The following is a 23965-nucleotide window of genomic DNA, read 5'->3' on the forward strand; positions in this document are numbered from 1 at the left end:
CCCCTTTTCGTATCATTCGAATAAATCAGTCGCCCTGAGATAACGAACCTCACCGTGGATCGCACGGATGGCGTTTTCCCGCGTCGTGTGTGGCTCCAGGGTACACATTCCCTGATATCCGTCCTGTGCGAGCCTGTGTACCAGACCGTCAATATTCACAACGCCGTCCCTTGCTTCACAGTAATAGATCGTTCCCGGTTCACACGTCATCGCCCCTCCGAACCATTTCGTATCCGGGCAGAAACCGCCCGGCCGGTAAAGTCTTCCGTTCTTGATATGTACGTATGCGATATGCTTCTGCAGCAGTTCGTATGCATATGGAAACGCCTCGCAGGATGCATGGTAGTAGTTTGTCGCATCGAAATTCGTCTTAAAGTTCGGAGAATCAAATGCCTCTACAATCTTCAGCATATTTTCCGGTGTCCGGCTGGCATCTCCGGCTTCATTTTCCAGCGCCAGGATGACGCCGAGTTCTTCTGCACGTTTCACCGCCGCATCGAAGTACTGGTGGAGCCGTTCCATCTCCGGTGTGAGCCCCGGCTGAATCTTATCAGAATAATGATTCACCACTTTAGCCCCAAAAAATGCCGCGGCCTCCACTGTCGTTACCAGTTCCCGTGAAAATAATTCCGGATCACTCGTCATCTGCGTATCCAGCCCGAGACCAGAGGAGAGAGCACCCACGGTCAGCCCCGCAGCTTCGATCTGTTCTTTTGCCTTTCTCATGTTTTTATCTGAGAAGGCATAGAAGTTCACACGTTCTTTCCCGTTCGGCTCCAGATTCGAACCCCAAAGTTCCAAATGGCGGATCCCGAAGTCTTTTGCCAGTGGTATCAGCACATCCAGCGTCTCACCGGGAAATGTGTTTGTATTCAAACCAATCTTCATCATAACTGTTACCTCCCGTTCTAAAATTGACCCAGTGCGTCTTTTAACACATAGGATTTCTCCTGAAGAAATTCTTTCAGCGTCTCAGAAGATCCCTCTCTTCCAATACCGCTCTTCTTATAACCGCCGAACGGCATTGCTGCCGTGCGGTAATTGCCGCCGCCGTTGATGACAGCGCTCCCCGCCTGAATACGTTTGGCAAAGGAGATTGCTTTTGTCATATCTCTCGAAAACACAGCACTGTTCAGTCCATAAGGGCAGTTATTTACAAGTGCGTCTGCCTCTTCAATCGTCTTGAATGTGATAATCGGAAATACGGAGCCGAAGATTTCCATATCTTTTGCCACATCCATATCCCCGGTGACGCCCGTCAGTACTGCCGGTGACATAAAGTTTTTCCCCCATGCCTCGCCGCCGTATACAAGTTCTGCGCCCTGCTTCACCGTGTGACGGATCTGTTCGACTACTTCATTTCTCGCATTTTCTGAGATCATGCCGCCCACATCGTTTGACCGGTCCGTTGGATCTCCGATCTTCAGTTTTTTCAGAGCTGCAACCAGCTTTTCGGTAAATTCTTCTGCCACCGACTCGTGTACGATATACCGTTTGGATGCACAGCACACCTGGCCGGCATTGTTGACACGGCTCTCCAGCGCCTGATGAATCGTCAGATCAATATCTGCATCCTCCAGAATCACAAAGGCATCGTTTCCGCCGAGCTCCAGATAGCATCGGGTCAGGTTGCGGGCAGCCATCCCGGCAATATGTATCCCCGTCTCGGTGCCGCCTGTCATAGTGATCGCCGCAATTTTAGGATTCGTGATCAGCGCATCCCCGACAACAGAACCCCGGCCGGTCACCACCTGGGCAGCCTTTTTAGGAACACCCGCTTCGTGCAGACACTCGACCATCTTAATGATTGCCAGCGGACAGTCCGAGGGCGGTTTGATGATTACGGAATTCCCCGCTGCAAGAGCCGGTGCGATCTTGTGTCCGCACAGCTCTACCGGAAAGTTAAACGGCAGCAGACACGCGATCACACCAAGCGGCTCATATCTGGTAAAGATAATGTCATTGTGGCAGGACGTGGCATCAGTCCCGTTCGGCAATGATTTTCCGTAGATATGGCTTGCCTTGTCGCAGTAACTCTCGATCAATGCGGCTACGGTATCAACCTCCTCCTCAGCCTCCGCGATTCGTTTTCCGTTTTCCGAACAGAGTAAAGACCCGATCTCCTCTCTGCGTGACAACACGATTTCTGCGAATTTTCTGAGTATCCGGTTCCTCTCATTCTGAGGCTTTGCTGCCCACTCCCTCTGCCCTTCCACTGCCGCATCCACCGCACGTGCGATGTCCTGATCTGTCAGTGCCGGAACATGGTCAATGACGATTCCCGTCATCGGATTAAAAACTGGTAACATATCGTATCCCCTTCCCAGGTGTTCTCCACCAATCTGAACGTACATTTTTTCCTCCTCTGCCGCATCCGCTGCGGCTTAGATCAGGGATGGGTGAAAGTTTTCTTACAACCTTAACCCTCCATAAAGTTTTATTTATAATTATACTTTTTATTTATTCAATCAAAAATGGGTAAAATGTTACGGCCATACCCCGCGGATCTTCTTTGCCTCGACTACCCGCTGAATAGCGATCATATAAGCCGCTTCACGGTAATTTACATTTTTATCTTCTGCCATCTCACATACTTCTTCAAAAGAACGGTCCATAACGTGTTTCAGCTTGGAATTTGTCTCCGTCTCCTCCCAGTAGATCGCCTGCTGGTTCTGTACCCATTCCAGATACGAAACGACAACACCTCCGGCGTTGCAAAGGATGTCAGGCACAACGGTGATCCCTCTCCCGGCAAGAATCTCATCGCCTTCCAGGCTTGTGGGTCCATTCGCCGCCTCGATCACAATCTGGCATCTGAGTGAATCTGCCGTCTCCCCGTTAATCTGGTTCTCCATAGCCGCCGGTATCAATACAGTACATTTTGTCGCCAGGACCTCTGCATTTGTGATATGTACAACCCCTTCCGCCTCATAATCCTCGAACAGCTTATCCGGATTATTTTTAGTAAATTCCAGAAGTTCGTAAATATTCAGCCCGTCTTTGCAGTACAGGCCTCCTGACACATCACTGACTGCGACAACTTTGAACCCTTCTTTGTAGAGCAGCCGTGCCGCGGTTCCGCCCACATTACCGAACCCCTGGATTGCGATTTCGGCATCCTGGAATGGAATCCCCATCTTCGTCAGGATGTTTTTTGTCGTAAACATCACGCCGCGTCCCGTCGCCGACATACGTCCCGGAATGCCGTTGATCGCCAGAGGCTTTCCGGTAACCACTCCCGGCATGCTGTGACCCTTCAGCATGGAGTAGGTATCCATGATCCAGCCCATGATCTCCGGATTCGTATTCACATCCGGCGCCGGAATATCCTGGTCCGGACCGATGATCGGTGCGATCATCGCCGTAAAACGCCGTGTCATATGGCGGAGTTCTGATTTTGACAGCTTCCTGGGGTCAACTACAACACCGCCCTTTGCTCCACCGTACGGAATATTAACCACCGCACACTTGAACGTCATCCAGGCTGCCAGCGCTTTCACCTCATCTTTGTTGACTGCCGGATGGAAACGGATACCGCCCTTTGCCGGTCCGCGTGTCGTTGAATGCTGAACACGGTATCCTTCAAATACATGGATTGACCCATCATCCATCCTGACCGGAATTGAAACCTGGAGTTCACGTTCCGGATATTTCAGCGCCTCATAGTCTGCCGGCTCATATCCCAGTTTCTGTGCCGCATTCTCCACAACCGCAATCACATTATCAAACGGATTATACTTTTCCATCTTGCTCTACCTCACTTTTTCACCTTTCGACTTAACACATCAATCTGATCACAGGATCTATGATTTTCCTCCCTCCGATATCATCCTGCCAACCATAAGCTTATTTTTAATTTACTTATGATTTTACTTTTTAAAATATCTTTTATATATTAACTACATAATAATTCTGAATACCTGATTTGTCAATTGTTTTTCTGCAATCCAGATATTTCTGTGTAATAAGTCCAAAGCCATCTTGATTTTTTGTATAAAAGTGACAAAAAAACAATTGCAAAACCAGAATCCTCTGGTTTGCAATTGTTCTGAAATTTTATTCAATCAACTCAATCCCGTCTAAAACTGGCGCTCAACCAGCGCCACGCTGCATGACAGTTCCCCCAACGCAAGATTCAGCAGGCCATTTACATAATCGTCATGAATATCGTTCCGCAGGATGATACGCGGCATATGCTGTGGTTGAATCAGTTCCAGACACTGTCTTTGGATTTCCTCAATATTTTCTGCGTCAAAGAATCCCCCGGCCAGAGCCACGGTCCCCGGATTCAAAATCGGTACAACAGATTCGATAATATGCGCTGCCATCTTCACCCTGTTTTCAGTCGTGTTAAGGTTCTCCAGATGCGGTGCGGGAAGAAATGCCACTTCACCTGCAAATCCAGTCGCTCCGCGCAGAATCCGCCCACCCGATACAAAACCCGCTCCAAAATCAACCCCTATATTCAGCAGCCTTTTCTGTTCTTTACTCAGCAATTCCACTTCCTGTCCATCCGCACCTGTCAGTGGTTCCAACGGGGAATATACGAAAGCAATCGCATCATTTTCATCCCGGCTGTTGTTCTGATAAAAGCCAAACGCAGCAGCATTCATATCGTTTTCCACCAAAGTTCGGACATCCGGAAATTTTTCCTGCAATATTTCCTGCAGCGGCACTCCGATCAGATTTGCAAAATTACACAGGCCGATCTTGCCCCCGGTAATGTAACCCGGTATTCCAACCGCTGCTGCTCTCAGTCTGTCGTATTTTTCAGTCAGTTCTGCGAGTGCATTTTCGATGGTCTCGCTGGTCACTTCCTCAATCTCTTTTACATCTTCTTCCTGTACTTCCCCCAGCAGGTTACTGACCATCACAGAAAGTTTTATTTTGCCGCAATCCGTCTCCACGTAGAGACAGGCAACCATCGCATAGTCTCCATTGTAGACATAAGATTTTGCGGGACGTCCGTATCCGCCCGATGTTATTTCGGCTTCCTGCACTTCCCCTGTGGCACAGAGCTCATTTAAAATCTTACCACAGGTTGCCACACTGATTCCTGTAGTGTCGGCAATCTGTGCCTTTGTGGCCATTCCCAGACTTTTTAGCGCCGATTTAATAAATTCTGTATTAATTTCTTTTACTTTTGTTATATCGTTTCGCATTGTCAGCATTGTAGTTTCCCCGTTTCATCAAGGCATTTTATATCATTTATCATAGCATTTGAGATGATTGCCTGTCAATCGGATTCCCGATGGAGATTTTCAGCTGCTTCTCCTGTATGCGGTTGGCGTAACACCCGTACGTTTTTTAAAGCTGGATGCGAGATGGTGCTCATCACTGTACTGCAGCCGCTTTGCAATCTCCTGAACCGGGATTTCCGTATTCAGCAGGTAGAGCTTAGCCGCATTGATTCGCTTACAGGAGAGATATTCCTTCGGTGTCATGCCAAACTCGTGTTTGAACACTCTGTTTATCTGAGATAAAGATTTATATACAACCTGACACAGATCCTGCATGGCCACCCTGTTTTCCAGATTGGTATCCAGATAATTTTTTATATGCAATGCAAGCTGTGAATGAGTCCTGGAGGACAAAAGATTAATGCGGGACATCTCCAGGATCAGTTCATGAAAGATCAGCACCGCCTGTTTCTGAAGATCTGCCGTATCCTTTTTTAACAGCTGCTGCATATCCTGAAAATAACTTTGAAGTCCCGGGCTGTGCAGACAACACATATGCTCGATGTGATATGCCTGCAGCAGATAATCTGCCAGTTTGCCCGATACAGTAAACCATATCTTCTTCCATGGGTCATCAGGATCTGCATAGTACTTATGCCGGCAGCCTTTTCTGATAAAATAAATATCACTTTTCTGAGGCCTGTATAAAACACTGTCGATCTCCACAGTTCCTTTTCCATCTGCGATGTATTCGAAGATATGATTCGGATAGCTGTTTCTCTCATAACCGTATGTTTTATCACACTGCACCGTGCCCGATGATATCAGCATAAACGGTTCATTCTCATCAATGTTGCCTGTATAATAGTAAAATTTCTCTTCAATCATATAGAATACCTCATAGAGAAAATCTCTCTCTGACACGAAAAGAGGAAAAATAAGCGTACCATTATTGTTCTAATGATACGCTTATCATAATTAATTTTTTTCCTGTTCCCTGATAGCTGCCTGCCCTGCTGCAAGCCGTGCGATCGGCACACGGTACGGGCTGCAGGATACATAGTCAAGCCCTACTTTCTGGCAGAACTCTACCGAGCTCGGGTCGCCCCCGTGCTCCCCGCAGATGCCCAGCTTGATGCCCGGGCGGCTCTTCCGCCCCTTCTCTGCCGCCATCTCCACCAGCTGCCCTACCCCGTTTAAGTCCAGGCGGGCGAACGGGTCGGATTCGTAGATTTTTGCCTTATAGTAGGCGTCCAGGAACTTCCCGGCGTCATCCCTCGAGAAGCCGAACGTCATCTGTGTCAGGTCGTTCGTACCGAACGAGAAGAACTCCGCTTCCTCCGCGATCTCATCCGCCAGCAGCGCTGCTCGCGGAATCTCGATCATCGTCCCGATATGGTACCCGATGTCCGAGCCTTTCTCCGCCTTTACTTTCTCCGCCGTCTCCACCACGATGTCCCTGACGAACTTCAGCTCCTTCTTCTCCCCCACCAGCGGGATCATGATCTCCGGCACGATGTCATAGCCCTGTTCCTCCTTCACCTCGATGGCAGCCTCCATCACCGCGCGGGTCTGCATCCGGGCGATCTCCGGGTATGTCACCGGCAGCCGGCAGCCCCGGTGCCCCATCATCGGGTTGAACTCATGCAGGTCCTCGCATTTCCCACGCACCTCTTCCTCCGTCAGACCCATCTCCTCTGCCAGCGCCCGGATATCTTCCTCCGACGTCGGCACAAACTCATGCAGCGGCGGGTCCAGGTAGCGCACCGTCATCGGGCGCCCCGCAAGCGCCTCGTACATCGCCTTGAAGTCCCCTTTCTGGAACGGGATCAGCTCCGAGAGCGCCGCTTCCCTCGCCTCCGCCGTGCCGGACAGGATCATCTTGCGGATCTTCGGGATCCGCTCCGGCTCGAAGAACATGTGCTCCGTCCGGCACAGGCCGATGCCCTCCGCACCCAGTTCCACGGCTTTCCTGGTATCCGACGGGGTGTCCGCGTTCGTGCGCACCTTCATCTGGCGGTACTTGTCCGCCCAGTCCATGATCCGCTGGAAGTTCCCACCGATCTCGGCCTCCTTCGTCCGGATATCGCCCAGGTAGATCCTGCCGGTCGTCCCGTCCAGGGAAATGTAATCGCCCTCTTTGACCATCTCGCCCCCCAGCTCGAAGTATCGCTCCTCCTCATTCATCCGGATCTCGCCGCAGCCGGAGACGCAGCAGGTTCCCATGCCCCTTGCGACCACCGCCGCATGGGAAGTCATGCCCCCACGCGCCGTCAGGATGCCCTCCGCCGCGTGCATCCCCTCGATATCCTCCGGGGATGTCTCCAGGCGCACCAGGACCACGCGCTCGCCACGCTCATGTGCCAGCTTCGCCTCATCCGCCGTGAAATACACTTTTCCCGCTGCCGCACCCGGGGATGCCGGCAGCGCGCTGCCGATCACCTTCCCGGCTTTTAACGCCTCCGCGTCAAACGTCGGGTGCAGCAGCTGGTCCAGGGACTTCGCCTCGATACGCAGCACCGCTTCCTCCTCCGTGATCTTCCCTTCGTCCACCAGTTCACAGGCGATCCGAAGTGCCGCCGGGGCTGTCCGCTTCCCGTTCCTCGTCTGCAGGAAGTACAGCTTCCCTTCCTGGATCGTAAATTCCATATCCTGCATGTCCCGGTAGTGCTCCTCCAGCTTCATCGCAAGCTTCATAAACCCCGCATAGCACTCCGGCATGTCTTGTTCCAGTTTCGTAATCGGCTGCGGCGTGCGCACGCCGGCAACCACGTCTTCCCCCTGTGCGTTGATCAGGTATTCCCCGTAGATCCCCTTTTCCCCCGTCGACGGGTTCCTCGTAAAGGCAACTCCCGTTCCGGAGGTGTCCCCCATGTTCCCGAACACCATCGCCTGCACGTTCACCGCGGTCCCCCAGTCCCCCGGGATGTCGTTCATCCGGCGGTACACGATCGCACGCGGGTTGTCCCAGGAGCGGAACACCGCCTGGACCGCGCCCATCAGCTGCGCACGCGGCTCCTGGGGGAATTCCTCCCCACCCATCGCCTCTTTGTACACGGCTTTGAATCTGCCCACCAGTACTTTCAGGTCCTCAACCGTCAGTTCCGTATCGTAATGGACGCCTTTTTCCTCTTTGACCTCATCGATGATCTTCTCGAAGAAGGATTTCGGCACCTCCATCACCACGTCCGAATACATCTGGATGAACCGGCGGTAGGAGTCGTAGGCAAAACGGGGGTTCCCCGTCTTCTTCGCGAACCCTTCCACCGCCTCATCGTTCAGTCCCAGGTTCAGGATCGTGTCCATCATGCCCGGCATGGATGCGCGCGCACCGGAGCGCACGGATACCAGCAGCGGGTCGCCGACATCACCAAACGTCTTCCCCTGGAGCTTCTCCAGCTTTCCGAGCGCCCCAAAGATCTGCTGCCGGATCTCATCCGAGATCTGTTTCCCGTTCTCATAGTAGTTGGTGCACGCTTCCGTCGTCACCGTGAACCCCTGCGGGATGGGAAGGCCGAGGTTTGTCATCTCTGCCAGGTTGGCGCCCTTGCCGCCCAGCAGGTCCCTCATGTCTGCATTTCCTTCCGTGAACATATAAACCCATTTCGCCATCGTATTTCCTCCATTAGTTGTTAATTGTTTAAATATGCCTTTCAACCAGTGCCACGCTGCACGCCAGCTCTTCCAGCGCAAGATTCAGCAGACCATTTACGTAATCATCATGGATGTCATCACGCATCATAATCTGCGGCATATGCTGCGGACTGATCAGCCTCAGACAGCTGACCCGGATCTTTTCTATATTTTCCTCGTTAAAAAATACTCCTGTCAGGGCAATAATCTCAGGATTTAAGATGGGTACGATGGAACCAATGATATAAGCCATTGTCTCCACGGTCACCTCGATCTCCTTTTTCTCCGCTATGCAGGGCATCGGGAGAAAAGCAACTTCTCCCGCAAATCCTGTTGCACCGCGGAGGATCTTTCCCCCCGACACGAAACCTGATCCAAAATTAATGCCAAAACTGAGCAGCTTATTTCGCTTTTCATCTTCGCGTTCTTTCATTTTGACTTCCAGTTTTTTTACCGGCTCGACAGGGGAATAAATAAATGCAATTGTCGCATTTTTATCCATGTCTTTGCTTCGGTAAAATCCAAATGCAGCTGCATTCATATCATTTTCCACCAGTATCCGAACCTCGGAGAATTTCTCCTGCAGCCTGCTTTGCAGGGGTACCCCCATCAGACTGACAAAATTGCACAGGTCAACGACATCATTCGTGATATATCCTGGAATTCCTATCGCCACAGCCCGCAGTTTTGGATACTTTCTGAGCAGAACTGCGATCTGTTCTTCCAGAGTTTCGTATGTCACATCATCTGCCTCCTGCGTGCTTTCTCCCTGAAGCTCACCCAGCAGATTACTCACAACCGTACTGATCTTTGTTCTGCCCTTTACCATTTCCGCATAAATGCATGCAATGAATGCATAATTGCCGTTGTACACATATCTTTTCGCAGGGCGCCCGTATCCTCCGGATGCCACCGCAGCTTCCAGTGCTTCACCTGTGTGGCACAATTCATTCAAAATCTTGCCGCATGTTGCCACGCTGATATCTGTAGCCTCAGCAATCTGTGCTTTTGTGGCCGTACCCAGGTTTTTAAGTGCCGATTTGATCAGCTCTATATTGATCTCTTTTACTTTTGTAATATCATTTCTCATCGTTACCATAATTTATCACCCTATCTTTATCTTCCCAGGTATCGTAGCATTTCCCCCTCAGCAAAGTCAATATTAATCATTATATATATCATATATTATATAATAATATGCTTAAAATTCCGGAACAGGTCTTATGGAATGATTTTCTGAATTTTCCAGGACACCGCCTGTGCAAGTCTCTGATGTCCCTGCTCGTCCAGGTGTACACCATCTTCCGGGCTTGCACTGCATACTTTTGCAGCATCTAAAAAAGCACAGTGATACCGCCTGGACAGGATCTGATATTCCTCAGCCAAACACCGGGAATCCAGCACTGATTTCTTTCCATAGTAAAATCCGGCTTCTTTTTCCATAACGGACTCATCAATCACCGGAGGAGAGATCAGCAGGACCTCCGGCGCACTTTCACCGGACCAGAGCGTGGGTACATTGATAAACTGCAGATAACGCCCGATCGCCAGGGCGCTCTCCTGCGGTGATGCACAAATCTGTGTTCTTCGGTCATTTGTCCCAAGCATAAGAACAACAAGATCTGCATCTGCCGCACTTTCCATAATCATAGGAAACGCCTCGAATCCATTTCTGAAAGGTTCCAGCGGAATCTGATAAGATGTTGTCCTTCCGCAAAGCCCCTCTTCCACCACATGATATCCGGCCCCCAGATATTTTTCCAAACGGCCGGGCCAGCGGATGTCTCTGGAATACCGGCCCCCTTTGCCCGGGATGTAACCCCAGGTATTGGAATCGCCGTAACACAATATATGTTTCATAATAACACCTCTTCATACCTCAAAAGGCGGACCCCCGTGCCCCCGGTGTCCACCCTGAAGATACATCATTCAAAGCAGAATCCGTATATTTTACACGTCTTCACGTTTTTTCTTTCGTGCATAGCAGTCCATGCCAATAACCAGAACAATTAAAATACCGCGGATCAGCATCTGCATATACGGCGTAACTGCCAGCAGATTCATAACATTTTCCAGCAGACCAAACAGGAACACACCGATCAGTGACTGCACCATGCCTCCGTAACCCCCGTTAAACGGCGTACCGCCCACAACGACACCGCAGTTAATCAGAAGCGCAGTGTTGTCACCATAGGCAGCCGAACCGGAGTTCAGCTCCGCAGACAGACAGAATCCCGCCAGCGCCGCACTGCAGGCCGAGATGATGAACGTAATCCAAAGATGACGTTTTACAGCGACTCCGGAATATGCTGCCACATCCTTGCTGTATCCCACCGCATAACAGTTGCGGCCAAACTCGGTACGCTTCATAACCCAAAGGGAAATCACAAACAGTAAAGCCGCAACCCAGGTGATATTATATACGCCCAGAACACTCCCTGTTCCAAAAGCCGCAAACGCTTTACTGGTTCCGGATATCGGGGCCCCGTCGGTCATTACCAGACAGATGCCTTTCAGCAACATCATCATACCGAGAGTCACGATAAATGAGTTTGCCCCCTGATTGACACTGATAAATGCATTGACTGCACCGACCGCCGCACCTGCCAGCAGTACCACGATCAAAATCGCCCAGATCTGAAGATACGGCAGAAGTTTAATGACGATAATACCACTGATGCACATATTGGCTCCCAGCGACAAATCACATTCACCGGATATAATACAGAACGTAACGCCAAACGCCATGATCCACAGTATGGTGACCTGCAGCAGCAGTGAAGACAGGTTTTGTGCTGTCAGGAAGTACCGGTTAAACGCAGACATCAGCACACAGATAACGACGACTGCGAGAAATGCTTTTTGTTTTGTAAGCGTCTTCAGCGTTTTCTTTAATTGTACGGAATAATTCATAATCACACCTCCTTCAGACCTTTCTGCGGCTGTCGATCCAGATCGCCAGAATCAGGATAACACCCTTCCACACACTCTGCATGTTGGCGTCAATTCCCAGTATATTCAGAGCATTGGACATGATCGTCACCAGCATAACACCAAGTACCGTATTCAGAACACTTCCCTTACCGCCTGAGAGACTGGTTCCTCCGATACAGACAGCCAGGATTGCATTTGTCTCATAGTTCTTGCCGACCGTAGGAATGGCTGTTCCCACACGGCAGAGAAGCAGATATGCTCCCAAAGCCGTCATGGCACCCGTCACGCTGAAAGACAGCAGGATCACCTTGCTCGGCTTGATGCCGCACAGTTCTGCTGCTGTAGGGTTCCCACCCACCAGATGAACGGATCTTCCGACCGGCATCTTCTTCATTAAAAACTGCAGAATCACCACCGCTATGATAAACAGGAGCAGAACCATGGGAATCCCCAGGAAATTGCCTGCTCCGAGAAATCGGGTGAACGGCGTCTGCTCAAGTGTCACCGCCAGTCCGCCGTTCAGCAGCAGCGCCAGTGCATTAAATACGGTCTGCATACCGAACGTAATAAATAATGCGTCCGAACTGTTTCTTGCTCCGCATATGATCAGAATCAGCGCACTGACTGCGCCGCAGAGAAGTCCTGCCAACAGGATCAGCAGCAGAGAAACCGGTCCGAAACGGTTGGAAAGCATGCTTGCCAGGATGGACATCATGGAAAAAAGACCGGCAACCGACAAATCGATATACCCGCCGATGACGATCAGCGTCATACCGATAGACACAAACGCCAGAGGCACAAAAGAACGGACCAGGCTTAACAGATTTCCTGAATTCAGGAATGCCGGCTGTACGATGATGGTGTACACAGTTAAAATAATGATGGCTACCAACAACAGATACTCGTTGATGAGTTTTCCTATGAATTGCTTCTTGTCTCCCTTCACTTTGTTCCCTCCTCTCCCAGTGCCACTGCCATAACATGTGTATCAGTTACCTCAGCCGGATCAAACTCACCGGCTACCCGGCCGTCACACAGTACATAGACCCGGTTGCTCATATTCAATACCTCCGGAAGCTCTGAAGAGATCATAATGATCGTCCCCCCTGCCTCCGCAATCTGTTTCATTAACACATATATCTCATATTTGGCCCCCACATCGATTCCCCGGGTTGGTTCATCCATGATCAGAACTTTGGGGTTGAGTTCCAGCCATCTTGCAATCAGGCACTTCTGCTGATTTCCTCCGGACAGGTTTCCTATCTTTTCTCCCGCTCCCGGTGTTTTCACACCCAGCGCTTTGATCTGCTTCTCAACAATCTCCTTTTCCTTCTGTTTATTGAGCACGCCTTTGTCCGTAAAATGGTCGAATGCCGCCATGGAAATATTGGTGGCAATGTCAAAGTTCAGGAGAAGCCCCTGACCCTTTCTCTCTTCCGGGACAAAACCAAGGCCATAATTTTTCGCATCCAGCGGGCTTTTGATATCCAGCTTTTTTCCTTCCAGCCACACCTCACCGCTATGTAATCTGTCCGCACCGAATATCGCACGAACCGTCTCGGTTCTTCCTGCTCCCACCAGTCCCACCAGACCGAGGATTTCTCCTTTTCTGGCTGTAAAGCTGATGTCATGAAGCTTCCTGGTATTCAGATTTCTGACTTCAAGAATAGTCTCGCCCACTTTCTGCGCCCGCGGAGGGTATTCATTTTCAATTGTCCGGCCAACCATCTTGGCAATCATCTCCGCGCGGCCCATCTCAGTTGTACTCTTTGTATCAATGACATGACCATCACGCATGATTGTCACACGGTCACACAGCTCAAAAATTTCATCCAGTTTATGGCTGATATAGATAATCGTGATTCCCTTGGATCGAAGATCATTGATGATCGAGATCAGGCGCTTCATCTCTTCATTTGTCAGCGTGGTACTGGGCTCGTCCATAATGATCAGTTTTGAATGAAAAGACAGTGCCTTGCAGATCTCGACCATCTGTTTTTCAGATACGGACAAATCCTCCACCGGCGTATGGGTGTCGATCGTACTTCCGATACTGTCCAGCAGTGCACGTGCTTCTCTGTGGGTTTTCTTCATGCCTCCCACCTCACGGAAACGGTTGAGAAAAATATTCTCGCCCACGGACATGGACTCAATCAGATTGAACTCCTGGTAGATAATGGAGAGTCCCATCTCCAGGGAATCCAGCGGTCTCTTGATCTGCATTTCTTTTCCATCAAAAAATACGGTCCCTTCATCTTTCTTATGAACACCTGACAAGATTTTCATCAGTGTTGACTTGCCGGCACCGTTTTCACCCACAAGGCCATGTACCTGGCCCTCATAGATATCGAACGACACATCATCGAGTGCCGTAACATTTCCAAATCTTTTTGTTATATGCTGTACGGAAAGCATAACTTTTTGTTCCATATTCTCACCTCCAGATAACTTCGTCAGTTCACATATTTCCTGATATGCTCTTTTATCGCTTTTGCTGCCAGGCGGACGTTTTCCTCCTGCTCCAGCCTGTAATATTCCGGACGAAAAACTTCTATGGAGCAGGCTCCCTGATATCCGATTCTTTTCAATACCCCGGCATAACGCGCATGGTCCATACATCCTCTCGGATCGCCCGGAAACAACCGCTTCGTGACATCATTGTAGGCGGCACCACACGGTACATTCTCCAGATCATTCAAATGCCAGGTGAATATCTTTCTTCCATCCGCCTCTTTAAGCGACTCCCAGTCAGACGCCATGGAGTGAAAATGAGCCTGGTCCATGGTAATTCCCAGAAGAGGAGAGTCTATCTCCTGCACGATGGCGTACGCCTCCCGAAAACGATTAATTGACATTCCCGGAAAACCGCAGAATTCCAATGCCAGCCTGATTTTATGAGGTTCCGCTATGGCCAGCATTCTTTGAAGCATATCGACAGTATCTTTATGTATCTCGGGAATCGTGGCATCCACATTCAGATTCCCGGACGGACAGAGAACAACCAGATCACACCCCAGAATATTGCACCTGCGGATGATTTCCTTCAGATGTGCCAGAACCCGGTCCTGTTCGGCAATTGTCCGTCTCATATTAAAATCTTCCAGTGCGTTGTAAGAGTACATTTTCAGATTGTGCTCTGCAAACCATGCCCCCAGTTCCTCCAGCGTACATGCACCTGCTTCCAGATCGGGGTTCAGACAGCTCTCCTGAAGATCAATATAATCGAATCCGTATTTTTCGCAGTATTCCAGATCTTTCATGACGCTGTGGTAGTTGCAGAGAGCACTGCAGCCTTCATTAAAACAGATTTTCATGTTTCCCTCCCCAACCTGTTTACCAGCCAACTTCAAAATTGGATGCGTTTTCTTCCGTCACACAGACAAACGGTATATAACACTCTTTTTCCATTTTATCCGCATCCCCGTTCAACGCCGCAAGAGCTGCCAGCGTATGTGCTTCAGTAACCACTGCAAAATCCTGCATGGCGGTTCCCTTAAAAGCCCCGCCCGTCTCGATGGAATCAAGCGCTGCCTGTACGCCGTCGACGGATACGAAGATCATATCCTCCGTCTGGTTTACGCCATCCGCTGCCTGAATGCAGGCGGCAGTTCCGATATCCCACTGACAGAACACACCATCAATATCCGGATACTTGGACATATAAGATTCCATGATATTCATGGCTTCTCCAGCGGACCAGTTCAGAGCTCCCTGTGCTTCCAGAATTTCAAATTCCGAATACTGCTGCATTACCCCCATAAATCCTTTGGCCCTGTTAATCTGAGGTGTTGAGCCCGGATTTCCTTCCACACATACGAGTTTTCCGCCGTCCGGCATCATATCCAGAAGCAGGGACGCGGCCATCTGGCCAGCTTCCGTATCGTTGGGACCCACATACATGTCGTAGCACTCAGGATCGTCCACTTCGCACTGTGCAACGATCACAAACAGTCCGCTGTCCCTCGCCTTTTTCATGACGGCATTTTGAGAGTTAGTATCGATAGGATGAACAATCACCGCATCAAAACCCTGCGTGATGGCACTGTTCACATCTCCGGTTTGTTTTTGAGGATCGAATTGGGCATCAAACGTTCGCATCTCAAAACCATACTTTTCGGCCAGTCCCTCCATAATCGTAGTCATGTAAGTGTTGGATTCCTCCTCAAGCCCCGCCGAGCACCATGCAATTTTCCATGGTGTTCCATCCTCTTTCGTACCGCTTAGATTGCATTCTTCCGGCACATAATCTGCCACCACCGGCTCCTCCATGTAAGTTGAGAGGTCGAGCGGATCTAGGTTTTCGTATTTTCCCGTAATTTCAGAATCCCCTTCCGCCTCGGCATCCACGCCTTTTATTTCACTGTCTGTGGCGTCATTAGATTTTGCACATCCTGTAAACAATCCCAGAACCATAGTTCCCAATATAAACATATTCAGGACTTTTCTTATCATCTTCTTATATCCTCCGAGTCTATACTTATCGGCATACTGCCTGTAAATCGGATTACCAACCTGCATTAAAGTTTTTTGCATTTTCCTCTGTGATACAGATATTTGGCGTATACAGCATTTTCTCAACTTTATCTCCGTCCCCGTTCAGCGATGCCAGAGCTGCAAGCACCTGGATCTGAGAGTTCGTATTAAAGTCCTGCATGGAAAGTCCCTTCCAGCATCCACCTTCTGCAACCGCATCCAGCCCGGCCTGCGTTCCATCCACTGATACGAAGACGATATCATCTGCCCGGCCTGCTCCCTCTGCCGCCTGGATACAGGTACCACAGCCGATATCCCACTGACAGAACACACCGTCAATCTCAGGATATTTTGACAGATAGGACTCCATCACACTCATACACTCCGCCGTGGACCAGTTCAGGCATCCCTGTTCTTCCAGAAGTTCATATTCAGGATATTGTGATATCACGGCTTTAAATCCCTTTGTTCTATTGATCTGACAGGTTTCCCCCGGATTTCCCTCAACCATTACGATTTTTCCGCCGTCCGGTAATGCATTCATCAGAAGAGAGGCTGCCTGCTGTGCCGCTGCTGTATCATCCGGCCCTATATAATGATCATAGCTTTCTTCGTCTGTAACCGTATTCTGAACATTCAATACCACCATACCTGCATCTTTTGCCTTCTTCATAACACTGTTTTGAGAACTGGAATCTATGGGAGCAACAATCAGTGCATCACACCCCTGAGAAATCGCATTGTTAATGTCACTGGTCTGCTTCTGTGGATCAGCCTGGGCATCAAAAGTCACCAGTTCAAAGCCCATTTCTTCTGACATGCCTTCCATCAGCTCTGTCATGTGCGCCAGTGATTCTTCAGCATTTGAAAGACTGGACCATGCAATCTTCCATGGCGTTCCGTCTTCTTTCGTTCCACTTGTGTCAGCATCTTCCGGCACGAAATCTGTGATATTCGGAGCTGCACCATACTCTTTAATGTCTACGGGTTCCAGTACGAAATCTGTGGCAGTATCAGCATCCGCATTTTCTTTCTCCGAAACAGCTGCCGTTTCTCCTTCGACCGTCTCTTGTTTTACACAGCCGGTAGCCATCGTTACAACCATCGCCGCCGTTAACAGAATACTGATCACTTTTCTCTGTTTCATATACATTACTCCTTTTTCTTTTCTCACCCTTTTTGGTTACCTGGCAGTATCAGACATCACTTCGGACTTAACATCATCTGTAAAACAGCTAGCCGGCTATGATCACATTTTACAGATGCGTATTTCGTCTTCTGCCCCTCCTGATCCTCCATATTTTATACAATGCATCCTGGTCTCTCTGAGTCAGTCTGCAAAAGCATACTTCTTTGCGTTATTTTATTTTTACTTTTTATTTTATCTTTAATAATTATAATTAAAATATAGGACAAAAGTTTTTCCCTGTCAACAATTTTTACACTTGCTTTGTGCAAAACCATGATATTTCCCAAAAACCAGGCGCATAATTTGTGCGTTTTGTATTATATACTGCAGTGTATAATTTTTCTGCACCTTTGTGTAAATTCTCCGCATAGTCTTTTTAAATAATTGACTTTTTTATTTTTACTGATTATCATCAGTTTTACAAGTTATTATCAGAACAAAAGGAGGACTTTTTATGTTACTGAACAATCATGAAATCAATTGTATCATTGAAAAAGGTATTCATCTGATGGAAACCGCTGGTATCCAAATCTGTCTGCCGGAGGCAAGAACTTTGCTGGAGAAAGCCGGATGTTGTGTTGACGGTGATGTTGTCAGGATACCGGCTCAGGTTACGAAACGCGCAATCGAAACGACACCGGCCAAATGGAGTATCTTTGACAAAGACGGGTTAGAACGAATGCAGATCGGCAAGGGCAATACATACTACGGAACAGCTGATGTGGCAACCAGCTGTCTCGATTATAAGACAAACAAAAAACGTGCGTTTACTCTTCAGGACACACGCGATGCCGCCAAAGTCATCAACAATCTTGATAATATTGACTTTGTATGCCCGTTTGGTACTCCGACAGAACTTGACTATGACCGGGCTACTCCCGAGTCATTCCGCGCGCTGATGGAGATCACCACAAAGCCGATCGCATTTGTTGCCCACAATCTTGAGAATATGAAAGAAGTTTATAAAATTGCAGCAGACGAAATCGGCGGTATGGATAACCTGCGCGAAAAGCCATTTATATTTACACTGCTTGAGCCATGCAGCCCTTATGTCTTTCCAAAAGAAACCCTGGAAAAAATTCTGTGGGAGTCTGAAAACAATATGCCATTCTGCTTTAACTCTGCAGTCTCACTTGGTGCAACCGCCCCTGTCACAACAGCAGGTGCACTGACTCTCTGTCTTGCAGAAGAGTTGACAGCCCTTGTGATCGCCCAGCTGAACAATCCGGGCTGTCCGGTTGCCCTGGGTGCCTGCATCGGAATTCTGGATATGAAGCGAGGTACATTTGCCGTGGGTACACCGGAATATATTCTCGGAAACGCTGCTTTTGTCCAAATCACACGAGCATTACATATCCCGGCATGGACAAACGGATGCTGTACGCAGGGAAAAACAATCGATGAATACTCTATCGCAGAACTGATGATGTCAACCTTTATGCCCAACTTTGTACACGCTGACATTGTATATGATGCAGGTTATCTGGAATCCGGTAAATTGAGTTCCATAGAAATGTGTGCAATGGCCGATGAATTTATTGGATATGTACGCCGAATGCGCCAGGGTATCCGCGTCAATGATGAATCACTTGCCATCGACCTTCTTAACCATGTTGGGATCAGCGGTAACTTCCTGGATAAAGACCACACTTTCGAGAACTTCCACGACGAACTGTGGACACCTCGCTTCATGGACCGCGATGCATATGCTGCCTGGGAAGCCAAAGGGGCAAAAACCATGCGCCAGGAAGTTCAGGAAATGATCGGAAACGTTTTAAACAATACAGTAAAATAATAATGATTGCGGAGGGGAAACGCATGAAACATAAACTAATGAGTATTTTATTATCACTTACTTTATCTGCCACACTTCTCACGGGTTGTGTCAAAAATAATGAAAGTACTGGAAAACCATCAACACCCGAAAAACAGACAGCGGAACCGGCAGCCGGTACACCTTCGGACTCTGATGACGGCACGTCCGAACTTGTTCTTGATGCTGTTGATATCAGTGAATTCAACAGTTCTACGGTAGTTACCGATTTCGTGCCAGCGAATGCCAATACGCGTGGAACCAAAGAAGACGGCACTCCGTGGAAAATCGGCTGGTCCAGCCTTAACAACTCTACTCTGTCACTCGCGTATATGACTACTAAGATGGAGGAACTTTCCGAAGAATACGGATTTGAGCTGGTCACTTACGACGCGCAGGGCGACCCGCAGAAACAGACCAGTGATATTAACAACGCCGTGACTCAGAAGTGTGACGCACTGATCGTAACTCCCATTGACGCAACTTCACAGCTCGGTGCCCTGAAGGCCGCCAAGGATGCCGGGCTGGTTGTCGTCAATATTCAGAATCCTGTTTCGGATGCCGAGTGCTACGATCTCTTTGTAGGACCAAATGATGTCACTGCTGCACAGCAGGCAGCTTCAATCCTGATCAATCAGATGCCGGAAGGGGGTAAAATCGTAATGGTAAACGGCAATCCGGGTGAGACTTGTCAGATTGACCGTTCCCGCGGATTTAAAGCAGTTTTATCTCAATATCCAGAGTTTGAAATTCTCGAAGAACAGGGCTGTCTGAGCTGGTCCACCGCGGAAGCTATGAGTGTGATGGAATCTTACCTGTCAAAATATCCTGACATAGACGGCGTATTCTGCCAGTGGGATATCGGAACAGCAACATGCATCCAGGCCGCTGAAACAGCCGGGCGGGCGGAAGATATTGTATTTGTATCTGTCGACGGAGTGCAGGCCGCTCTGGATGCCATTGCGGCCGGAGGACCGTTCAAAGGAACTTCCATGCAGGACTTTGAGACTAATACTGTCATCCAGACTCTGGCAACACTTGCATATCTGAATGGCGACTCTGATAAACTTGATAAAAATATGGCAACCCCTAATATTTGTATTACACAGGAAAACGCAGATAACTTTAAGTCAGCGATTCCGTAAATTGACGAAGTCCTCGATACAATAAAAGGCATTTTCGGATAAATTATGAATCCGAAAATGCCTGAAGTATCAGGGTCCCCCTACAGATAATTTACTGCCAGAATGGCTATTCCCAGCACAGTAAGTACAACTCCCGTTACCCGGTTCAGAACAACCGGTGACGCCTTGTTCGCAAACTTGGCGGCGATCCTTGCCCATAACAGTGTGCTCAGCACACAGAAAACCAGACTCTTCATATCCGGTGCGCCGCCTATGGCAAAATGACCCGCCGCTCCGGTAAACGCTGTAAATGTCATGATAAATACACTGGTTCCCACAGCCGTCTTCAGCTCGTATCCCAGGACGCTGGTCAGAAGCAGAAGCATCATCATACCGCCTCCTGCCCCTACAAAACCGCAGATAAATCCCACGACGGCACCGCACAACACGGACTGGATAAAGCGCTTCTTTTTCGTTGTCTGTTCCATACTGCTTCTGGTTGTCATGACGGGCCGTACGATGAATTTGATTCCCAGCAAAAGTGTCATAACCGTTGAGAATCCTCCCATCGCCGTGCTCGGCACCAGGCTGGAGGCATAGCTTCCGACCAGCGTAAAGCAAAGGACGGTGACCATCATCACAAGACCATTTCTGATATCCAGATTTTTATGTTTTCCGTAAGTGTAAGCAGATACAGCGCTGGCACAGACATCGCTTGCCAGTGCTACTCCCACCGCCAGATACGGCTCCATTCCCAGGAAGGTGATCAGCATCGGACTGATGACCGCCGCCGCACTCATTCCGGCAAATCCGGTTCCGAGACCTGCACCGATGCCGGCGATAAAGCAAATCATAAACTGATACATAAGCCCTATTCTCTTCTCCTTTCAAACTGTTCCAGCAATTTCTCGACATTGCCGTCAATGCGTTCCATAAAAGAACGCAGTTGCTCATACTCTTTTTTTGTAAAGCCTTTCATCATCTCTGCAAATAGATACTCCTGCCATTCCGCAAGTTCTTCAATCCGTGCAAGTACCTCCTGCTTCAGATAAAGTCTGTGTATCTTACGGATTTTGGTATCCAGCTCTGACACAAGATATCCCTTTTTACGTAATGCCTCTATGGCATTTGACACATTGGATTTTGCGAAACCACGTTTTTCCACGATATCCCGGGCCGTATTGTACTCAGGATTATTATGCAGGAACAGCAGAATATCAATTTCCAGCTGATTCAGCCTATATTTTTCAGACAGCGGCTGAAAGGCCAGACTGTACATCCGTTTAAAGCGATTGGCATACATTATGATATTCCATCTCATAATCGGTTTCTCCTTTTAGTTATATTTATAACCGTTATAATTATATCCTTCTGCTTTTTATATGTCAATTAAAAACTACGATTTTGTCAGAAACGACATCATAAAAGGACCGCCTCAGCGGTCCTCTCCCTCTTTTACAAAGATAAATTCTGACCAGTGCGAGAACAGTTGATATATGAGTTCCTGCACGATCTTTTTACTGTTCGGTTCCAGTTCATCGATACGCCTCAGCATTGCTTTTACATTTTTAATTCCGCCGTTTTGCAGCTGTGAAAAGGTCTGTGCCCCCGTAACTTCAAATACAGAAAACAAATCGTCTATGAACTTGTCTTTCTGCTTCGTATCCATATTCTCAATCCATTTCTGCAGGGTATCGTTAAAGATCACTGCCCTTTTGTTCAGTGCCGCACACCGCACAAACGAAGGTCCCATAACCTCCCAGGACAGGCCATCATGCTGCAGGATTCCTCTCTGTGAACTGTTGACGATAACCGGTTCTTTTTCCTGACAAAGCAGCATGCCGATAATCGAACACTCCGGAATGATACGGCATACCCTGGACTTTATTTTTTGAAACCCCTGGTCCACTGTCAGTTCCCTGGTAAATCCCGGTCCGTCATTGTCGTACACCGCGATGATATTCTCCTGTATCTCCGTCCTGCATTTCGAAGTAGCATATACAGCCAGATTGCCGCCTTTGGAATGACCGCCAATGCGTAGTGCTCGTTCGCTTCCGCCGGCGCACTCGTCCAGATATTCCGCCGCTCTCCTCTGTGCAGGGACAATCCCATTGCTCAGATTAAAATCTTCTTTCCAGCCAATGATTGTTCCGTCTGTTCCCCGATAAGAAATATAGGTGGTCCCGTCATCTAACCGGATTTCCAGTGCCGAAAATTGCTGTTCCTTCTCTGTCACAACCTCATTTACATAATTTCCAATCTCAGCATTTTGAAATCTCGCACTTTTGGCCATCTCCCGCATCATATAAGGCATTAAACGGAGAAATGATTTATCCTTTTTCAGCTCATTTTCCGTATGCATGGAGAAAAACAACTCCGAAACATCCTGCAGAGAAGCCCTTTTTCCCGGTAGTATTCTGTCAATCCCATCCAGGTTCACATAGGAGAGACAGGCGAGAATAAGATTATCTACCTCATTAAATTTTGACTGTCCAAAAGTCAGATCTCCCCTCCAGTTAATATAGTCTATGATATTTCCCATAACATCCCCCTTATTAAATGATACTTATCCCGACAGCTCTATTGTATCACAGAGACAGGGGAAGCAGAAGCATAGGAGTAAACTCAAACAATTGTTTCCATCCGTCCGCATACCCATATGTCAAGAGGGTTTTCAGCTGTTCTGTGCGCCTGCCATAAAAACTTTCGGCATCCTCAGGGCGCAGGGAATCCGGCCGGTAATAATCATACTCTCTAAAATCACAGTACGCACGGACAAGAAGCTGACGAATGTCGTAAAATCCCTGCATTTTACAGTAAGCGATATTGTTCTTTTGTTCATCCTCCGACTGATATTCCTCTGAAAGGTTAATCCTGTCATTTTCTTCAATTACCTGACGTATTCTTTCCGCCGAAAGCCCCGTCTCGGTATCCCCTTGTTCATTTACATATTCAACTTTGCCTGTAGCAAAACGGCAGACACTACCTGTCAGAAGAAGCAACAGCAATACGGCAATTTTACTGCTTGTCCTGGCAAGCACTTTTTTATCTCAAACCGCGTCGGCTTCCACCCTGGAAACGGTACATGTCCACACTCGTACAGGAACATCTCTTAGAATCTCTTCCTGTGTTCCCGAATGGGCGATCTGGCCGTCTTGCATCAACAAAACTTCATTGACAATATACTCCACGTCGGACACAATATGGGTGGACAGCAGTACCAGTCGCTCCTCCGACAACTCGCTGATGAGATTTTGGAAACGAATCCTTTCATTGGGGTCAAGCCCGGCTGTCGGTTCGTCCAGAATCAAGATACGGGGATCATTCAGTATCGCCTGTGCGATTCCCGCACTACGCTTCATCCCGCCTGAAAGTTTCTTTATTTTTTTATGCTGTACTTTTAAAAGCCCGACCTGACTCAGCAGCTCCTGCACCCATCTCCTGGCTACAGCAGGATAAGGTCCTTTAATCAGGGCAATGTATTGTAAATAATCTGCAAAAAGATCTTCCCCATCATACGTAATCCTGCCCGCTGTCGGCTTCAGTAAGGTATACAACATCCAAATCTTTCCAATAAAAAAGGGTACTTCCTGAAGAAGTACCCTGTGATAAACCCGCA

At 48.6% G+C, this 23965-nt stretch carries 21 protein-coding genes; 2 read left to right on the forward strand and 19 right to left on the reverse strand.

The features are described from left to right. Positions 1-12: 12 nt before the first annotated feature. The 14 genes from MCG98_RS02405 to MCG98_RS02470 all read right to left on the reverse strand — a co-directional run bounded on the left by MCG98_RS02405 (position 13) and on the right by MCG98_RS02470 (position 17367). The gene (locus tag MCG98_RS02405; RefSeq protein ID WP_240300276.1) at positions 13-891 is read right to left on the reverse strand and encodes a sugar phosphate isomerase/epimerase family protein; all 879 of its coding nucleotides are present in this window, start codon (positions 889-891) and stop codon (positions 13-15) included. A gap of 17 nt (positions 892-908) precedes the next feature. Continuing rightward, complete coding sequence (locus tag MCG98_RS02410) at positions 909-2354, reverse strand: aldehyde dehydrogenase family protein (RefSeq protein ID WP_240300277.1); 1446 nt, start codon at positions 2352-2354, stop codon at positions 909-911. Between the two features lie 132 nt (positions 2355-2486). Further along, positions 2487-3746: a Glu/Leu/Phe/Val dehydrogenase gene (locus MCG98_RS02415; protein WP_240300278.1), complete on the reverse strand. Its 1260-nt coding sequence runs from the start codon at positions 3744-3746 to the stop codon at positions 2487-2489. Positions 3747-4079: 333 nt separating this feature from the next. After that, a complete protein-coding gene (locus tag MCG98_RS02420) occupies positions 4080-5171 on the reverse strand; it encodes an ROK family protein (RefSeq protein ID WP_240300280.1) in 1092 nt (363 codons plus the stop codon). Between the two features lie 90 nt (positions 5172-5261). Then, positions 5262-6068 (reverse strand): AraC family transcriptional regulator, encoded by an 807-nt coding sequence (locus MCG98_RS02425; RefSeq protein WP_240300285.1) that lies wholly within the window; start codon positions 6066-6068, stop codon positions 5262-5264. A gap of 90 nt (positions 6069-6158) precedes the next feature. After that, on the reverse strand, positions 6159-8792 hold the full coding sequence (ppdK, locus tag MCG98_RS02430) for a pyruvate, phosphate dikinase (protein ID WP_240300286.1): 2634 nt from the start codon (positions 8790-8792) through the stop codon (positions 6159-6161). 28 nt (positions 8793-8820) lie between these two features. Continuing rightward, positions 8821-9912: an ROK family protein gene (locus tag MCG98_RS02435; RefSeq protein ID WP_240300288.1), complete on the reverse strand. Its 1092-nt coding sequence runs from the start codon at positions 9910-9912 to the stop codon at positions 8821-8823. A gap of 122 nt (positions 9913-10034) precedes the next feature. Beyond that, on the reverse strand, positions 10035-10673 hold the full coding sequence (locus tag MCG98_RS02440; RefSeq protein ID WP_240300289.1) for an SGNH/GDSL hydrolase family protein: 639 nt from the start codon (positions 10671-10673) through the stop codon (positions 10035-10037). Between the two features lie 90 nt (positions 10674-10763). After that, on the reverse strand, positions 10764-11726 hold the full coding sequence (locus MCG98_RS02445; protein WP_240286298.1) for an ABC transporter permease: 963 nt from the start codon (positions 11724-11726) through the stop codon (positions 10764-10766). A 13-nt stretch (positions 11727-11739) separates the two neighbouring features. Then, a complete protein-coding gene (locus MCG98_RS02450) occupies positions 11740-12693 on the reverse strand; it encodes an ABC transporter permease (RefSeq protein ID WP_240286296.1) in 954 nt (317 codons plus the stop codon). Further along, positions 12690-14177, reverse strand: a complete 1488-nt coding sequence (locus MCG98_RS02455; protein ID WP_240300290.1) for a sugar ABC transporter ATP-binding protein — start codon at positions 14175-14177, stop codon at positions 12690-12692. Before MCG98_RS02455 ends, MCG98_RS02450 begins: the two co-directional genes overlap by 4 nt. 23 nt (positions 14178-14200) lie before the next feature. Next, a complete protein-coding gene (locus MCG98_RS02460) occupies positions 14201-15061 on the reverse strand; it encodes a sugar phosphate isomerase/epimerase (RefSeq protein WP_240300292.1) in 861 nt (286 codons plus the stop codon). A 19-nt stretch (positions 15062-15080) separates the two neighbouring features. After that, positions 15081-16199, reverse strand: a complete 1119-nt coding sequence (locus MCG98_RS02465; RefSeq protein ID WP_240286293.1) for a sugar ABC transporter substrate-binding protein — start codon at positions 16197-16199, stop codon at positions 15081-15083. Between the two features lie 52 nt (positions 16200-16251). Beyond that, positions 16252-17367: a sugar ABC transporter substrate-binding protein gene (locus MCG98_RS02470; RefSeq protein ID WP_240286290.1), complete on the reverse strand. Its 1116-nt coding sequence runs from the start codon at positions 17365-17367 to the stop codon at positions 16252-16254. A 496-nt stretch (positions 17368-17863) separates the two neighbouring features. On the opposite strand from MCG98_RS02470, the gene MCG98_RS02475 reads away from it, so the two are divergent. Both MCG98_RS02475 and MCG98_RS02480 read left to right on the forward strand, forming a co-directional pair. Beyond that, positions 17864-19204: a trimethylamine methyltransferase family protein gene (locus tag MCG98_RS02475; protein WP_240286288.1), complete on the forward strand. Its 1341-nt coding sequence runs from the start codon at positions 17864-17866 to the stop codon at positions 19202-19204. A 23-nt stretch (positions 19205-19227) separates the two neighbouring features. Further along, entirely contained in the window at positions 19228-20367 is a 1140-nt protein-coding gene (locus MCG98_RS02480) for a sugar ABC transporter substrate-binding protein (RefSeq protein WP_240286286.1), read from the forward strand. 80 nt (positions 20368-20447) lie between these two features. On the opposite strand, the gene MCG98_RS02485 is transcribed toward MCG98_RS02480, so the two are convergent. The 5 genes from MCG98_RS02485 to MCG98_RS02505 form a co-directional block, all read right to left on the reverse strand. After that, positions 20448-21212 carry a sulfite exporter TauE/SafE family protein gene (locus MCG98_RS02485; protein ID WP_240300294.1) on the reverse strand — a complete coding sequence of 255 codons (765 nt, stop codon included), beginning with the start codon at positions 21210-21212 and terminating at the stop codon, positions 20448-20450. A 5-nt stretch (positions 21213-21217) separates the two neighbouring features. Next, positions 21218-21667: a MarR family transcriptional regulator gene (locus tag MCG98_RS02490; protein ID WP_240300295.1), complete on the reverse strand. Its 450-nt coding sequence runs from the start codon at positions 21665-21667 to the stop codon at positions 21218-21220. Positions 21668-21781: 114 nt separating this feature from the next. Then, positions 21782-22888 (reverse strand): DUF2974 domain-containing protein, encoded by a 1107-nt coding sequence (locus MCG98_RS02495; protein ID WP_240300296.1) that lies wholly within the window; start codon positions 22886-22888, stop codon positions 21782-21784. Between the two features lie 46 nt (positions 22889-22934). Then, positions 22935-23387, reverse strand: a complete 453-nt coding sequence (locus tag MCG98_RS02500) for a hypothetical protein (RefSeq protein ID WP_240300297.1) — start codon at positions 23385-23387, stop codon at positions 22935-22937. 9 nt (positions 23388-23396) lie between these two features. Next, on the reverse strand, positions 23397-23906 hold the full coding sequence (locus MCG98_RS02505; RefSeq protein ID WP_345891612.1) for an ATP-binding cassette domain-containing protein: 510 nt from the start codon (positions 23904-23906) through the stop codon (positions 23397-23399). Positions 23907-23965 lie beyond the last annotated feature (59 nt).

The organism is Ruminococcus sp. OA3 (genome assembly GCF_022440845.1).
In the GTDB taxonomy this organism is placed as follows: domain Bacteria; phylum Bacillota; class Clostridia; order Lachnospirales; family Lachnospiraceae; genus Ruminococcus_G.